The sequence below is a fragment of the Streptomyces albus subsp. albus genome, assembly GCF_000719865.1.
GTDB classification, from domain to species: domain Bacteria; phylum Actinomycetota; class Actinomycetes; order Streptomycetales; family Streptomycetaceae; genus Streptomyces; species Streptomyces albus_E.
Window position 1 is genome coordinate 125,989 of the sequence record NZ_JOID01000011.1, and the last position, 15,476, is coordinate 141,464.

Sequence of the window (15,476 nt, forward strand, 5' to 3'; positions counted from 1 at the left end):
GACACGCCGCGGAGCCCGCGTGGCCTGCTACTCCGGCGGTGCGGCCGACAGCGCGCCCGCCAGCAGCGGCGCGGTCAGCTCGATCTGCCAGGGCCGCGCACCGTGCCCGGCGAGCGCCCCGGCGACCGCCTCCGGGGTCGGCTCGGCCGGCGGCTCCCAGCAGATCCGGCGCACCGTGTCCGGGGTGATCAGGTTCTCCTGCGGGAGGTTCAGGCTCTCCGCGAGCGCGGTCACCGCCGCCCGCGCCGCCGACAGTCGCGCCGCGGCGGCCGGGTCCTTGTCGGCCCAGGAGCGCGGCGGCGGCGGTCCGGTCACGGCCTGGCCGGGCTGCGGCAGCTCGGACTCGGGCAGTGCGCGGGCCCGGTCGACGGCGGCCTGCCACTGCTCCAGCTGCTTGCGCCCCATCCGGTGCCCGAAGCCCGGGAGGACGGCGAGCGCCTGCGCGTTCTGCGGCAGGGCGAGGGCGGCCTCGACGATGGCGGCGTCACTCAGCACCTTGCCGGGCGACACGTCACGGCGCTGCGCGATCCGGTCCCGGGCCGTCCAGAGCTCCCGGACGACGGCCATCTGACGGCGCCGGCGCACCTTGTGCATGCCGGAGGTGCGGCGCCAGGGGTCCTTGCGCGGCGGGGGCGGGGGCGCGGCGGCGATGGCGTCGAACTCCTGGCGGGCCCAGCCGAGCTTGCCCTGCCGGTCCAGCTCCTCCTCCAGCGCGTCCCGCAGGTCCACCAGCAGTTCGACGTCGAGCGCGGCGTACCGCAGCCAGGGCTCGGGCAGCGGGCGGGTCGACCAGTCGACGGCCGAGTGGCCCTTCTCCAGGGCGAAGCCGAGCACCTTCTCCACCATGGCCCCGAGGCCCACGCGCGCGAACCCGGCGAGGCGCCCGGCCAGCTCGGTGTCGAACAGCCGGGCCGGCCGCATGCCTATCTCCCGCAGGCAGGGGAGGTCCTGGCTCGCGGCGTGCAGCACCCATTCGGTACCGGCGAGGGCGTCGCCGAGCAGGGAGAGATCGGGGCAGCCGACGGGGTCGATCAGGGCGCTCCCGGCCCCCTCGCGGCGCAGCTGGACGAGATAGGCGCGCTGTCCGTAGCGGTAGCCCGAGGCGCGCTCGGCGTCGACGGCGACGGGGCCGGTGCCCGCGGCGAAGGCGGCCGCCACCCGCTCCAGCTCTCCGGGGTCGGCGGTCACCGGGGGGATGCCCTCGCGGGGGTCCAGTAGCGGAACCGGCGCGTCGTGGACGGGAACATCCGGGGGAGCGCCCCCGGGAATGCGCAGTGTGCGGTCTTCTGCGGTCTCTTGGGCGTCGGTCACCGGACCAGGGTATCCATGAGTGGCGGACGCCCGCCGACGGAACGTTCCGTCGGCGGGCGCGGGCGGGGCCGGGAGGCGGGGGCGAAGGGGGGTCAGTGGATGATGCCGGTGCGCAGGGCGACGGCCACCATGCCGGCGCGGTCGCCGGTGCCCAGCTTGCGCGCGATCCGGGCGAGGTGGCTCTTGACGGTCAGGGCGGACAGCCCCATGGAGACGCCGATCGCCTTGTTGGACTGGCCCTCGGCGACGAGCCGGAGCACCTCGACCTCGCGGCCGGACAGCTCCCGGTAACCGCCCGGGTGACCGGGGGCGCCGGGCGGGCGGCGGTGCATGCGCGCCGCCGCGGCGCCGACGGGCACGGCGCCGGGGCGGCCCGGGATGCCGAGGTTGGTGCGGGTGCCGGTGACGACGTAACCCTTGACGCCCCCGGCGAGGGCGTTGCGGACGGCGCCGATGTCGTCGGCGGCGGAGAGGGCGAGGCCGTTGGGCCAGCCCGCGGCGCGGGTCTCGGAGAGCAGGGTGAGACCGGAGCCGTCGGGGAGGTGGACGTCGGCCACGCAGATGTCGCGGGGGTTGGCGACCCGCGGGCGGGCCTCCGCGATCGAGGAGGCCTCGATGACGTCCCGGACTCCGAGCGCCCAGAGATGGCGGGTGACGGTGGAGCGGACACGGGGGTCGGCGACGACGACCATGGCCGTCGGCTTGTTCGGACGGTAGGCGACCAGGCTTGCGGGCTGCTCGAGAAGAACGGACACCAGGCCTCCTGCTGGGGGAGTGCGGGGGAAGGGCTCGGTATGGGGGGGTGAGCCGGGGGCTTCGTCCCGTGGGGGACACCTGGTCCTTCGGCAGCATTCGGGGGAGTCTTTAGCGAATGATCACGATTTAGTGAGTAACAATTCGGGCAATTCGGACGATTGCTCGATCATGGAACGGCCGGAGAACGGCTGCCCCGCGCGGCCCGTAAGGCCTTTCCGGGCCGGGTGAGTGCCCGTCCCGGCGGGGTGCGCCGGTCTGCCCGTGCGTGCGGGCCAGCGCCGCCGCAGAAGCGGGCGCCCCCGCTCGGCTCCGCCGGCACCGGCGGCCCGCCGGGCCCGGAGGCGCACCGGGGTACGGCGCCGAAGAGGCTGCCGTTTCCGGCCGCCCGGGGTCTCGCCGCCGTCAGCGTTCCTCCGGCGCCTGCCCCGGCGGCGCGGCGCGGCCGGCGGGGTCGGAACCGGAGGATCTCCGGGCCGGGACACGACGGACGGGACGCGGGTCAGCGGGCGCGGGGGCCGCGGCGCTGCGGCAGGGTCACCACGGCCGCGTCCACGCCGCCCGTGGGCGGCAGGCCGCCGATCTGGCAGAGCAGTTCGCACCAGGCGGTGAGGTGGGCGGCCGTGTCCGGTACGCCGTCGCGGCCCTCGCGCGGTGTCCAGGAGGCGCGGATCTCGATCTGGGTGGCCGGGGGGCGGTCGCCGAGGCCGCCGAAGTAGTGCGAGCCCGCCAGGGTCACCGTCCCGCTCAGCTCGGCGTGGGAGACACCTCGGGCCTCGAACGCGCCGGTCAGCCAGGACCAGCACACCTCCGGGAGCAGCGGGTCACCGGCCATCTCCGGCTCCAGCTCGGCCCGGACCAGGGTCACCAGGCGGAAGGTGCCCTGCCAGGCCTCGTGCCCGGCCGGGTCGTGCAGCAGGATGAGGCGGCCGTCGGCGAGGTCCTCGTCGTCCTGGACGACCGCCGCCTCCAGCGCGTACGCGTGCGGGGCGAGCCGGGCCGGAGCGCGGGTCGCTGCGATCTCCAGTTCGGGGCGCAGGCGCGCGCCGCGCAGCCCTTCGACCGCGTTCCGGAACGCGGCCGGCGCCTCGTCCCCGCCCCCGTCGTCCGGACCGTCCGCAAGATGTCCCTGAGCCGCAGCCATGCCGGGAAGACTAGGCGGAACGGGCCCCGCAGCCACGGAGGACACCCGGGTGGGGGCAAAGGCGGGCGGGCGGATCCGGGCGGGTGCCCGCGTGCGAAGATTCGGGGGTGAGTGCCAACGACGTTCCGCAAGCTCCTCGCTCCGTCCGAGCCGGGGAGATCCCCTCCCGGACTCTCCGTGCCGCCGCAGCCGGGGAGGCCCGATGACGAGCCCGCAGCACAGCGGCAAGACCGCCGACTCGGCCTTCCTGAGGGCCTGCCGGCGCGAGCCGGTCCCGCACACCCCGGTGTGGTTCATGCGCCAGGCGGGGCGGTCGCTGCCGGAGTACCTCAAGGTCCGCGAGGGCATCGCGATGCTCGACTCCTGCATGCGCCCGGACCTGGTCACCGAGATCACCCTCCAGCCGGTCCGCCGGCACAAGGTCGACGCGGCCATCTACTTCAGCGACATCGTCGTGCCGCTCAAGGCCATCGGCATCGACCTCGACATCAAGCCCGGGGTAGGCCCCGTCGTCGAGCAGCCGATCCGGACCCGCGCCGACCTCGCGCGGCTGCGCCCGTTGGAGCCGGACGACGTCCGTTACGTGACCGAGGCCGTCGGCATGCTCACCGGCGAACTCGGTGGCACCCCCCTGATCGGCTTCGCCGGTGCCCCGTTCACGCTGGCGAGCTACCTGGTGGAGGGCGGCCCGTCCCGCAATCACGAGCACACCAAGGCGCTCATGTACGGCGACCCGGAGCTCTGGGCGGATCTGCTGGACCGGCTGGCGGACATCACCGCCGCCTTCCTCGACGTGCAGATCGAGGCGGGTGCCTCCGCCGTACAGCTTTTCGACTCCTGGGTGGGCGCGCTCGCCCCCGCCGACTACCGGCGCTCGGTGATGCCCGCCTCGGCCAAGGTGTTCGACGTCGTCGCCCGCCACGGTGTGCCGCGGATCCACTTCGGGGTGGGCACGGGCGAACTGCTCGGTCTGATGGGCGAGGCCGGTGCCGACGTGGTGGGCGTGGACTGGCGGGTCCCGATGGACGAGGCGGCGCGCCGCGTCGGTCCCGGCAAGGCCCTGCAGGGCAACCTCGACCCGGCGGTGCTGTTCGCCCCGCGGGAGGTCGTGGAGACCAAGGCCGGCGAGGTGCTGGACGCGGCGCGGGACCTGCCCGGGCACGTATTCAACCTCGGGCACGGGGTGCTCCCCTCGACCGACCCGGACGCACTGACCCGGCTCGTGGAGTACGTCCACAGCCGCAGCGCCCGCTGAGCGGATACGGCCCGCGGGCGCCGGCGCGATGGACGGCGCGGGTGACGGCGTACGGATGACGGTGGACGGATGACGGTGGTGCCGGCCGGTGCGGCCCTGCGGGATCCCCGGCCGCGCCGTCGGGCGGCGGTGCGTGATGCGCTGCGCGGCTCCGCACAGCCCTGCGGGAGGGATGTAGACCCTCCGGCAGGGTGCCCGGGATCGCGGAGCCGGGGGACCGCCCGGAGCGCGACGGCCCGGGTGCCGCCTCCACCACGGCGTCGTGCCGCGTCGCGCGGTCGCCCCGCCGGAGCCGGGCGCGCGGTCCGGCGCCCGGCCGCGCTCAGGGCGGGCCCGGGCCCAGCAGGGTGACGGCTCCGTACACCCCCGAGGCCACGGCCGCGACGGCGCAGATCAGCGCGGCCCGCGCCGGCCGCTGCCGGGCCACCACCACGGCCACCGGCAGCAGCAGCGGGAACGCCGGCATGATCAGCCGGGGCCGGGAGCCGAAGTAGCCGGAGCCGGCCAGCGAGACCGCGACGACGGCGAACGAGTACACCAGCAGCGGCAGCGGCTGACGCTGCCGGACACACAGCCACAGCAGCCGGCACACGAGCGCGAGGGCCGCGCACAGAGCGAGCCCCGCGAGAGTGTTCGACCCCAGCGTCCTCAGGACGAAGACCGCGAGGGCCCGGCCGCCGTCGAAGCCGTTGCCCCACGCGGCCTGCACCGCGAAGTAGCCGAACAGGTCGTCCTCGCGGGCCGCCACGAACAGCAGGTAGGAGAGCCAGCCCAGCGGGGCCAGGAGCACGCCGAGCAGCATCGGCCGGTGCGCGCGCAGCAGGACGGCCGGCGGGGCGCCGGCCCGCCAGTCGCGGACGAGGACCAGGAGCGCCGGGACGGCCACGGCCGCGATGAGCGCCGCCGCCGTCGGGCGGGTCAGCCCCGCCGGCACGGCCAGGGCCCCCGCCGCCTGCCAGCGGCCGGTCAGCACGGCGTACAGGGACCAGGCGGCGAAGGCCGTGAACAGCGTCTCGGTGTAGGCCATCGACTGCACGAAACCGGTCGGGTACGCGCCCCACAGCGCCGCGAGCACGATCCCGGTGGCGGGGCCGCGGAGCAGGGCGCCGACCGCGTAGATGCCCCAGGCGGCGGCGAGTGAGGCGAGCCAGCTGACCAGCAGGCCGGCCACGGGCGCCTCGAACGGGGTCAGTGGCGCCAGGACCCGCTCCAGGGCGGGCAGCAGGGGGAAGAAGGCGAGACTGGAGTGGACGCCGTCCGGGGTCGCGATCTCGAAGCCGTAGCCGTGCTCGGCGACCCTGGTGTACCAGACGGCGTCCCAGCGTCTGCTGAGCAGGCCGAGGACGTCCCGGCCGGTGGCCGCCGCCGGTACGGCGAGCAGCAGCAGACCCGTGAGCCGCACCGCCGCGTAGGCCAGGATCGCGGGTGCGGCGTCCCGCAGCGCGGCCTCGGCGCGCTCGCGGAGGAGGAGTGCTCCGGGGCGGGCGACCGGTGCCGGTGGTGCGTGAGTGCGTTCGGGCATGGGGGCGATTATCACCGAGCCGCGACCCCGGCACGCCGGGGGCCCTCGGCCCGGAACTCCCGGGAGGGGCCGGGGAGATCACCGGGGGGCCGGGGGCGGCCGAGGGGCCCGGCCACGCCGGCGGTGCGGTGGCTGCGGCGGGTGGGTCACGGCGGTGGGGGCAGGAGCGGCGGCGGGTGCCGGAGCGCCGCCCGGTGCGGTCACCCTGCCCGGTGCGGCCGTGCCGCTCGGTGTTGGCAGGCCGGCGGACGCGGTCGTGCCGGCACGACCGCGGGTGCCGTCAGTGGGCCCGGACGTCGGCGGCCACCGCCGCCGTCGCCTTGCGGGCGGCGACCAGCACCGGGTCCCAGACCGGGGAGAACGGGGGCGCGTACCCCAGGTCGAGTGCCGTCATCTGCTCCACCGTCATGCCCGCGGTCAGCGCGACCGCCGCCACGTCGACCCGCTTGCCGGCCCCCTCGCGCCCGACGATCTGCACGCCGAGCAGCCGTCCCGTGCGCCGCTCGGCCAGCATCTTGACCGTCATCGGGCGGGCGCCGGGGTAGTAGCCCGACCGGCTCGTCGACTCGATGGTCACCGTGACGAAGTCCAGCCCGACCTGCCGGGCCTGCGCCTCCAGCAGCCCGGTCCGGGCGATCTCCAGATCGCAGACCTTGCTGACCGCCGTGCCGACCACGCCGGGGAACGTCGCGTAGCCGCCGCCGATGTTGGTGCCGATCACCTGCCCGTGCTTGTTGGCGTGGGTGCCGAGGGCGATGTGCCGGGTCCGTCCGGACACCAGATCGAGGACTTCCACGCAGTCGCCGCCCGCCCAGATGTTCTCCTCGCCGCGCACCCGCATCGCGAGATCCGTCAGGAGTCCGCCGGACGCGCCGAGCGGGAGCCCCGCCTCCCGGGCCGGCCCCGTCTCGGGCCGCACGCCGAGGCCCAGGACGACGAGATCGGCCGGATACTCGCCCTCGCGGGTGCGGACGCCGGCGGCCCGGCCGCCGTCCCCGGTGAGCACCTCCGTCACCTCCGCGCCGGTCACGGTGTCGATGCCCAGCTCGCACATCGCCTCGTGGACGATCCGTCCCATGTCCGGGTCGAGCGTCGACATGGGCTGCTCGGCCTGCTCCAGCACGGTGACCCGGCAGCCCCGGCGCACCAGGGCCTCGGCCATCTCCACGCCGATGTAGCCGGCGCCGACGACCACGGCGCGCAGCCCTTCGGGGTCCTTGCCGAGCGCCTCGTGCAGCGCCCGGCCGTCGTCGAGGTTCTGCACGCCGTGCACACCGGGCGCGTCGATGCCGGGGATGTCCGGCCGCAGGGGGCGGGCGCCGGTGGCGACGACCAGCTCGTCGTACCCCTCCCAGCGCTCGCCGTCCGTCCCCGGGCGCTCCAGGTCGCGCACCAGCACCCGCTGCGCCGCGGTGTCGATCGCGGTGACCTCGGTGCGCAGCCGGACGTCGATGCCGCGGGCCCGGTGCCCGTCGGCGGTCCGGGCCACCAGGGCGTCCGGCCCGTCGACCACGCCGCCGACCCAGTACGGGATGCCGCAGGCGGAGTACGACGTGAAGTGGCCGCGCTCGAACGCGACGATCTCCAGCTCCTCCGGGCCCTTCAGCCTGCGTGCCTGCGACGCGGCGGACATGCCGGCCGCGTCCCCGCCGATGATGAGCATCCGCCGCGCCGCCATGCGGTGTCCTTTCGCCCGGGCTTCCGCGTTCCGTCCCCCACGGTAGGGCGACTGCCCGGCGGGCGCCGGATGGATGCGGGCCGCGCGGGTCCTCGCGCCGTCCCCCCGCTCCCGGTGCTCGGCGCGGGGGCGCGGACCGGGCGTGCGGTCACCCGGTCCGCGCCGGGGCGGCAGGTGCTCCCTCCGGGCGCTTGTGCGCGCTCGCGGTGGCTGCCGGCGTACGGGCCTGCTGCCGGCCACCGGCGATGTGACGGCATCCGGCGGCGCGACGGCACCCGGCCACGTGACGGGGCCGGGTGGCGCTGCGGCACCCACCACCGTGCCCCACCCGCCCCGGCGACCGCACCGCCACGGCGTGACCGCGCCCCTCGGCCGACCCGGCCCCACGCGGTGGTCTCCCCGGCCCTTTCCGGGAGTGCCGGGCCGGGGGCGTCCGGGAAGGGCCCGGGGGGCGGCACGCGGGCCCGCCGTGGCCGCCGCCCCCGGGCCCGGGTTCTACTCCTCCCGGGCCGGGTCCGACGGTTCCGGCCGGGGAGCCGGGACCGTGCCCCCGGCCGGCGGCGCGGCCGCGGCGGGCTCCGCCGTGCCGCGCCTCCGCCCCGCGCGGTCCGGGAGCAGCCGCCCGGCCAGCCGGACCAGCACCAGGATCACGGCCAGGGCCACGGCAAACGGGAGGACGGCGCCCACCACCACGGCCAGCCACCGCAGAGCCGTGATCATGGCGTTCCAGCCGCCCGCCAGGGCGTCGGTGAAGGAGGTTTCGTCGTCGTCGGGCTTCTTCTCCGCCCGCGCCGTCTCGGTGAGACTCAGCGTGACGGTGGCCATCGCCGTGCGCTCCTTCAGCGACGCCTGCTGCGCGAGCAGCGCCTCCAACGCGCTCTGGCGCGTGCTCAGTTCGCCTTCCAGTGTGACGATGTCGCTGAGCTTGTCCGCGCGGTCCATCAGCTCGCGCACCCGTGCGACGCTCGCGCGCTGCGACTTGACGCGGCTCTCGACGTCGACGACCTGGTCGGTCACGTCCTGCGCCTCGACCTTGCGTTCGATGAGCTTGCCCGTGCCGGCCAGTTCCTCCAGCAGGTCCCCGTACTCCTCCTGGGGGACCCGGAGCACCAGGCGCGACCGTTCGCGGCCGTCGGAGTCGCGGTCCGTCGTCTCGTCGCCGACATAACCGCCCGCGTTCTCCACCGCCGTACGGGCCGTGTCGAGCGCGGACGGCACGTCCTTCACCCGGACGGTGAGCGTCGCCGTACGGATGACGTGCGCGGGGAAGGACTTCGGCACCCGGGCCGCGTCTCCCGGCGAGGCCGGGCCGGTCCCCTCCCGCGTGCCGCCCGGCTGTGCGGCGCGGCCGTCCGTCCCGGCGTCGCCGACGGCGGGGCCGTCCGCCGCGCTGCCGCCGCCGCCCCGGTCCTCCTGTGACGCGGGTGCCTCCGCGGCCGACTTGCCGTCGGCGCCGCCGCTGCTGCCGCATCCCGCGGCGCCGAGCAGGGCGGTGAGCAGAACGGCCGCCGCGGCCGTGCGGGCCGGCCCGCGGTAGTGGTTCCGGCCGCGCCGGCGGCCTCCGGCGCGGCTCTCCGGTATGTGGTGCGTCGGACTTGTCATCGCTCGTCCCCCCGGGAAGTTCGGTGATGTCGCCCGTTTGACGGGGGAGGAGGGCGCCGGGTTGCCGTTGTGCGGTCCCGATGCGGTCACGGAGAGGTACCGGGGAGATACCGGGGGGGCCGGCGGGGGACCGGGCCGAGGCCGGCGGAGGAGCCGGCGGAGGGACCGGCGGAGGGACCGGACGGGAACGCGGCGGACGCGGCGGAGACCCGGGACGGGCCGGGGACCCGGAGGGGCCATTGGACCCTGGCGCCCGCCGGGCCGGGCTCTGAGAGAGTGGACGGCATGAGTGAGACGCACGCATCCGCAGGCCATGTCGTCGTCGTCGGAGGCGGTGTCTCCGGACTGGCGGCCGCGCACCGGCTGCTCGCGGGCGGCGCCCGGGTCACGGTCCTCGAAGCCTCCCCGCGGGTCGGCGGAAAGCTGCTCGCCGGTGAACTCGCGGGCGTACCCGTCGACTTCGGCGCGGAATCGATGCTCGCCCGGCGCCCGGAAGCCGTGGACCTGGCCCGCTCCGTGGGCCTGTCCGGCCGGCTCCAGCCGCCCACCACCGCCTCGGCCACGCTCTGGACGCGGGGCGCGCTGCGCCCGATGCCCAAGGGGCACGTCATGGGCGTACCGGGCGACGTCGAGGCGCTGGCGGCCTCCGGGGTGATCTCGGAGGAGGGGCTGGCCCGGATAGCGCGCGAGCCGGAGCTGCCGCCCGACGGCATCGGTGAGGGCGAGGACGTGGCCGTCGGCGGATACCTCGCGGACCGGCTCGGCCGCGAGGTCGTGGACCGGCTCGTCGAGCCGCTGCTCGGCGGGGTCTACGCCGGTGACTCCTACCGCATCTCGCTGCGCGCCGCGGTACCGCAGCTGTACCGGCTGGCGCGCGAGGGGCGGTCGCTGACCGAGGGGGTGCGCGAGATGCAGCGGCGTGCCGCCGGGCAGCCGGACCCGGGACCGGTCTTCATGGGCCTCGACGGAGGCGTCGGCACGCTGCCCCCGGCCGTGGCCGAGGCCTGCCGGGCGGCGGGCGCGGAGGTCGCGACCGGGGCGTCCGTGACGGAACTGCGGCGCACGGGCGAGGGCTGGCGGCTGGCCGTCGAGGGGCCGGGCGCGGAGCCGGCGGCGGCCGCCGCGGCGGGCCGGCCCGGGGCGGCGGCCGCCGCCGGCTCCGGCGTGTCCGGGCCGGGGCGGCGGGTGATCGAGGCCGACGCCGTGGTGCTGGCCGTGCCCGCCCCCGTCGCCGCGCGGCTGCTCACCGCCGAGGCCCCGGCCGCGGCCGCCGAGCTGGCGGCGGTCGAGTACGCGTCCATGGCCCTGGTCAGCATGGTGTTCCGCCGCGCCGAGCTGACGCCGGTCCCCGAGGGCAGCGGCTTCCTGGTGCCGCCCGTGGACGGGCACACCATCAAGGCGGCCACCTTCGCCAGCCGCAAGTGGGGCTGGATCGACGCCGCCGCCCCGGACCTCTTCGTGATCCGCACCTCCGTCGGCCGGTTCGGAGAGGAGGCCGAACTGAAGCGCGACGACGCCGGCCTCGTCGAGGTGTCGCTCCGGGACCTGGGCGAGGCCGTCGGGCTCCGCGCCCGCCCCGTCGCCACCCGCGTCACCCGCTGGACGGACGGACTGCCGCAGTACCCGGTGGGCCACCCGGACCGGGTCGCCCGCGTCCGCGAGCGGCTGGCGGGCCTGCCCACCCTGCGGCTCTGCGGGGCGGCGTACGACGGCGTGGGCATCCCGGCCTGCATCGCGAGCGCGGCCGGCGCGGCCGGCGCCGTACTGGACACCCTGACGCGGCGCGCCGCGGAGGGCGGAGGAGAATAAGGGTTATGACTGCTCCTGAGAAGACCCCGAACGCCGGCAAGAAGGCCAAGGACCTCAACGAGGTCATCCGCTACACCCTCTGGTCGGTCTTCCGGCTGCGGGACGTGCTCCCGGAGGACCGCGGCGGCTACGCGGAAGAGGTGGACGAGCTCTTCGCTCAGCTCGCCGCCAAGGACGTCGTCGTACGCGGCACCTACGACGTGTCCGGCCTGCGCGCCGACGCCGATCTCATGATCTGGTGGCACTCGGAGACGGCCGACGCCCTCCAGGAGGCGTACAACCTCTTCCGCCGGACGAGGCTCGGCCGCGCGCTGGAGCCCGTGTGGTCGAACATGGCGCTGCACCGCCCCGCCGAGTTCAACAAGTCGCACATCCCGGCGTTCCTGGCCGACGAGGAGCCGCGCCAGTACGTCAGCGTGTACCCCTTCGTGCGCAGCTACGACTGGTACCTGCTGCCGGACGAGGACCGCCGCCGGATGCTCGCCGACCACGGCAAGATGGCGCGCGGCTTCCCGGACGTCCGGGCCAACACGGTGCCCTCGTTCTCGCTGGGCGACTACGAGTGGATCCTCGCCTTCGAGGCCGACGAGCTCTACCGCATCGTCGACCTCATGCGGCACCTGCGCGGCTCCGAGGCGCGGATGCACGTCCGGGAGGAGATCCCCTTCTACACCGGGCGCCGCAAGCCGGTCTCCGAACTGGTCGCCGGCCTGGCCTGAGCCGGCCGGTCGGGGCCGGGCCCAACCTGAGCGTTCCGCGCCGGGCCCTGCGCATGCTGTGCCCGGCCCGAGGGGCGGGGACTGGCCGACGCGCCGGCCGTCCGCCGCACGCCGCACCCGTCGGGTCACGGTGCGGTGCGGAGCGGCACCGCCCGGCGGGCGGGCCCGGGCCGGGTGGGCCGGGTCGGGTGGTGGTGCGTCTTCCCGGTCCCGCCGGGCGCTGCGCAGGCCCGTCAGCCCTGCCGTCCTCTTTCGCCGGGCTGCGGCGTCTGGGGTTCCGGGCGGCCCGGCGCCCTGCGGAGGCCGGCGCGGAGCAGGCCGGCGATCCGGTGTCGGAGCGGCGGTGACGGGCGGGAACGCTCACGCCACCATCGGTCGAGCCGCCGTCGCACCGCCGGTTCCAGGCGGGGGCCGGCCGGGCCGAGGACGTGCTCCGCGAAGCTCAGCGCGTCCTGCCGGTAGCCGCCGGTGATCGGCCGGTTCCGGGCGTAGCCCGCGAACTCCGCGCGGAACCGCGGGCCCAGGATCCGCGGCAGCTCGGGCGCCACCTTGGCGATCACACCGGCCCGCTTCCGGACCAGCGCCCGGCTCTGCACGCCCAGCCGTGTCCGGTCGAAACCGTCGGGCGCGGGGGTTCCGGCGACGAGGGACGACAGCAGCGCCGTCTGCGCCACGGCCAGCCGCAGCCGCGCGGCGTCCGTCGCGGTCGGGGCGCTGCGGCCGCCCGGGGAGGGGGCCGTGGTCCCCGTTCCGGCGGGGACGGCCGCACTGGTGGTCGCGCCCGCACCGGTGGTGGGCGCACCGGTGGTTGCGCTGGTGGTGCCTGTCCCGGCGGAGGTGGCCGAACCGGCGGTGGTCCCTGTCCTGGCGGTGGTGCCCGAAGTGGTGGCGGTGCCTGTCCCAGTGGTGCCGGCCGCACTGGCGGTGGTACCTGAACCGGTGGCGTCGTCCGTCCCGGTGGAGGTCCCCGAACGGGTGGCTGGGCGCCGGTCGTTCGTCGCGGACGGCGGGGCCGTGTCCGCCCGCCGGGCGTCCCCCGTGGCGGCCGCCGCGCCCGCCGCCACGGAGGCGGCGAGGCCCGCCGCTTCCGCGGCAGCGGTGACAGTCTCGGCGGGGACCACCGGAGTCGCCCGGTCCGCGTCAGCGTCCGCGGCCGTGTGCGCGCCTCCGTTCACTCCCGTGTTCGCGCCCGCGTCCACGTTCGTGCCGCTGTCCGGCGGGGAGGCCGCGTTCCGCACGGCCGGCGCTCGGACCCCGGTGCGGCCGGTGCGGCCGGTGCGGGCCGTGCGGGCGGCGCGGGCGGCCGTCAGCACGGCGCGGATGGCGTCCAGTTCGCCCGCCAGTTCTGCCGGGGCGGGGAAGTCCTCGTCCCGTTCCAGGAGGACGCCCGGCGGCTCCGTCCGGGCGCACAGCTCCGCCAGGACGTCGAGCACCGGGCCGGTGACCGGGTGGGCGTGGCTGTCGTGCCAGACGCCGTCCCGTTCGACGCCTCCCGCGACGTGGACGTAGGCCAGGGCCTGCCACGGCAGGGTGTCGAGGACCGCGGACGGATCCTCGCCCCGGTTGACGGCGTTCGTGTGCAGATTGGCGACGTCGATCAGCAGACCCACGCCGGTGCGCTCCACCAGCTCGGTGAGGAACTGTCCTTCCGTCAGTTCTTCGCCGGGCCACGAGATCAGCGCGGCGATGTTCTCCAGGGCCAGCGGCACCGGCAGCGCGTCCTGCGCGATCCGTACGTTCTCGCAGAGCACGTCGAGTGCGTCGCGGGTGCGCGGCACCGGCAGCAGATGACCGGCCTCCAGCCGGGGCGAGGCGGTGAGCGGCCCGCCCGCGCGGACGAAGGCGATGTGCTCGGTGACGAGCGGGGCGCCCAGGGCCCCGGCGCGCTCGGCGAGAGCGGCGAGCCGGCCCGGATCCGGCCGTTCGGGACCGCCGAGGCCGAGCGAGACACCGTGCGGAACGACCGCCGTACCGCGCTCGCGGAGCCGGAGCAGGGAGTCGGGGAGGTGTCCGGGGCAGATGTTCTCCGCCACCACCTCGACCCAGTCCAGGCCCGGCAACTCCTCGATGTGGCGGGCGATCTCGGGCCGCCAGCCGATTCCCGTCCCCAGTCCCAGTCGCGCCATGATCCGGTGATCCCCCCTCGTCCGCGTACCGGCCCCCTCCGGGAGAGACATGGCCCGCGCCGGAGCCGTCGAACCGCGGGAGGGCCCGTTCCAGAGGTTGATTTGAGCTATCGCGGTGGAGCCGTGCCGATCAGCGGCCGGGACGGAGGCCGGCAGCCCCGGAAACCGTAAGCCCCGGGGCCGGCCGGTGCGGGACGGACCACCGGGGCGGAGAGCCGGGGCGGGACGGAAAGCGGGCAATGGGAAGAGCGGGCGGTGGGGAGCGGGGGAAGTGGGGCGGAGGAATGGTCTGGTGGGTGGTTGGGGACCATCCCTCCGCCCCGGCACCGCGGTCGGCCGCCCTTGCCGACCGCGTGCCCGTCTCGGCTCCCGGCTCGTCTCGGCCCGTTACGGGGCGGAGCCGGCCGGGGCGCCGGCGCCGGGTGCCGGCTGGTCACCCGTGGGCTGCGGGGTGGGCTCGACCGCGTCGTTCGGCGGGCCGGTGGTCTCCGGCGCGGCGGACGGCAGGGACGTGGCGCCCGGAGGTGTGACGACCGGCACCGGGGAGCCGATCACGGAGGACGTCGACGGGGGCGGCGGCGGGGGAGCCGGCTTCTGCGTGGCGGCCGCGGCCTCCTCGGCGGCGATGGTGTCGAAGTCCACCATCCCGGTGTTCTCCAGCATGGTGATGTGGTCGAGCACGGTGATGTTGGCCGCGTCCGCGAGATCGCGGATCAGCTCGTTGCGGGTGGTGTGCCGCACCTGGCCGATGAGTCCGAACACCTTGCCGTGGGCCGTCCGCAGGATGTTGGCGAACTTCCGCTGGTAGTCCTCGCCCTGGGCCTCGGTCATCTCCCGAAGCCAGCCCTTCTGCTGGTCGGTCGGCTCGTTCGGCAGCTCCACGCCGAGCTTGGCGGCGATGTCCCGGGCCCGCCGGTCCAGGTCCGCGTGGCCGACGACGAGGTGGTCGCCGGCGTCGCGGATGGCCTGGTTGGGGGCCCGCTCCATGGCCTGCCGGCCGGCGGGCAGCTCCCACAGGCCGGCCAGCCTGACCTTCACCAGGAAGTCCCGGTCGATGGCCGTCATCGGCCCCCACTTGGTGGACACGGTCTGTGCCTGGAGGCTTGCGAGGCCGGTGCCGGACCGGTCCTCGTAACTCCAGATCGGGTAGATCAGCGCACCGATGGTCGCGGCGATCGCCACGAGAATGGCGGCGGTTCCGTTGATGCGTCGCAAAGTATCTCCTGCCATGGCGGCGCACTCGCAGGGAGCGAGGAGCGGGGCCGGCCCGTCCCGCCGCCGCGATGCGCGGCGGGCCGTGCCGGACCAGCGTGGACTGAGCGGTTGGTCAAGCCGGTTGGGTCTGCCGCCGGCCGGGCGGGGCCCGCGCCGGTGGCGTCAGGCATCGATACGTACGGGGCGCGGGAGGTGTTCAACGCGGCGCGCGATCCCCTCGGGGTCCTCACCACCGGGCGCGAGCGGACACCACCCAACGCGGGCGCGCCCGGGCACGCTTTCCGGGCCGGGCCCGCCCCGGGGTGCGGGCCGGTTCCGCGCGGCTTCCGGACGTGCTCCGGC

The 15,476-nt window shown here is 76.1% G+C and carries 10 protein-coding genes and 1 pseudogene; 3 read left to right on the plus strand and 8 right to left on the minus strand.

Annotation, left to right across the window (positions count from 1 at the left end; all coding sequences use genetic code 11):
• Window positions 1-27: 27 nt before the first annotated feature.
• The 3 genes from IF83_RS0113245 to IF83_RS0113255 form a co-directional block, all read right to left on the minus strand.
• Window positions 28-1,311, minus strand: a complete 1,284-nt coding sequence (locus IF83_RS0113245) for a ribonuclease D (RefSeq protein WP_030544345.1) — start codon at window positions 1,309-1,311, stop codon at window positions 28-30.
• A 92-nt stretch (window positions 1,312-1,403) separates the two neighbouring features.
• Entirely contained in the window at window positions 1,404-2,066 is a 663-nt protein-coding gene (locus IF83_RS0113250) for a response regulator transcription factor (protein WP_030544346.1), read from the minus strand.
• Between the two features lie 500 nt (window positions 2,067-2,566).
• Window positions 2,567-3,208 carry a DUF3000 domain-containing protein gene (locus IF83_RS0113255; protein ID WP_030544347.1) on the minus strand — a complete coding sequence of 214 codons (642 nt, stop codon included), beginning with the start codon at window positions 3,206-3,208 and terminating at the stop codon, window positions 2,567-2,569.
• 202 nt (window positions 3,209-3,410) lie between these two features.
• On the opposite strand from IF83_RS0113255, the gene hemE reads away from it, so the two are divergent.
• Window positions 3,411-4,463, plus strand: a complete 1,053-nt coding sequence (hemE, locus tag IF83_RS0113260) for a uroporphyrinogen decarboxylase (RefSeq protein WP_030544348.1) — start codon at window positions 3,411-3,413, stop codon at window positions 4,461-4,463.
• A 322-nt stretch (window positions 4,464-4,785) separates the two neighbouring features.
• Here hemE and IF83_RS0113265 read toward each other — a convergent pair whose 3' ends face one another.
• From IF83_RS0113265 to IF83_RS0113275, 3 genes are all read right to left on the minus strand, one after another.
• The gene (locus IF83_RS0113265) at window positions 4,786-5,985 is read right to left on the minus strand and encodes a membrane protein (protein ID WP_030544349.1); all 1,200 of its coding nucleotides are present in this window, start codon (window positions 5,983-5,985) and stop codon (window positions 4,786-4,788) included.
• A gap of 280 nt (window positions 5,986-6,265) precedes the next feature.
• Window positions 6,266-7,663, minus strand: a complete 1,398-nt coding sequence (locus IF83_RS0113270) for an FAD-dependent oxidoreductase (protein WP_030544350.1) — start codon at window positions 7,661-7,663, stop codon at window positions 6,266-6,268.
• Window positions 7,664-8,158: 495 nt separating this feature from the next.
• Entirely contained in the window at window positions 8,159-9,265 is a 1,107-nt protein-coding gene (locus IF83_RS0113275) for a DUF4349 domain-containing protein (RefSeq protein ID WP_078843443.1), read from the minus strand.
• Window positions 9,266-9,550: 285 nt separating this feature from the next.
• Here IF83_RS0113275 and hemG point away from each other — a divergent pair, with 285 nt between their 5' ends.
• On the plus strand, window positions 9,551-11,074 hold the full coding sequence (gene hemG, locus IF83_RS0113280; protein ID WP_030544352.1) for a protoporphyrinogen oxidase: 1,524 nt from the start codon (window positions 9,551-9,553) through the stop codon (window positions 11,072-11,074).
• A 5-nt stretch (window positions 11,075-11,079) separates the two neighbouring features.
• Window positions 11,080-11,793, plus strand: a complete 714-nt coding sequence (gene hemQ / locus IF83_RS0113285) for a hydrogen peroxide-dependent heme synthase (RefSeq protein ID WP_030544353.1) — start codon at window positions 11,080-11,082, stop codon at window positions 11,791-11,793.
• Between the two features lie 1,277 nt (window positions 11,794-13,070).
• On the opposite strand, the pseudogene IF83_RS35450 reads toward hemQ, so the two are convergent.
• Together IF83_RS35450 and IF83_RS0113295 are read right to left on the minus strand one after the other, a co-directional pair.
• Window positions 13,071-13,919 (minus strand): annotated as a pseudogene (locus tag IF83_RS35450) (MbnB/TglH/ChrH family RiPP precursor modification enzyme); the annotation flags it as partial.
• A gap of 387 nt (window positions 13,920-14,306) precedes the next feature.
• Window positions 14,307-15,134, minus strand: a complete 828-nt coding sequence (locus IF83_RS0113295) for a DUF4142 domain-containing protein (protein ID WP_030544355.1) — start codon at window positions 15,132-15,134, stop codon at window positions 14,307-14,309.
• Between the last annotated feature and the right edge of the window lie 342 nt (window positions 15,135-15,476).

Coding starts and splice junctions, on each gene's coding strand:
- IF83_RS0113270 (WP_030544350.1), bottom strand. CDS start 7,663: ATGGCGGCGCGGCGGATGCTCATCATCGGCGGGGACGCGGCCGGCATG.
- hemG (WP_030544352.1), top strand. CDS start 9,551: ATGAGTGAGACGCACGCATCCGCAGGCCATGTCGTCGTCGTCGGAGGC.
- IF83_RS0113255 (WP_030544347.1), bottom strand. CDS start 3,208: ATGGCTGCGGCTCAGGGACATCTTGCGGACGGTCCGGACGACGGGGGC.
- IF83_RS0113265 (WP_030544349.1), bottom strand. CDS start 5,985: ATGCCCGAACGCACTCACGCACCACCGGCACCGGTCGCCCGCCCCGGA.
- IF83_RS0113275 (WP_078843443.1), bottom strand. CDS start 9,265: ATGACAAGTCCGACGCACCACATACCGGAGAGCCGCGCCGGAGGCCGC.
- hemE (WP_030544348.1), top strand. CDS start 3,411: ATGACGAGCCCGCAGCACAGCGGCAAGACCGCCGACTCGGCCTTCCTG.
- hemQ (WP_030544353.1), top strand. CDS start 11,080: ATGACTGCTCCTGAGAAGACCCCGAACGCCGGCAAGAAGGCCAAGGAC.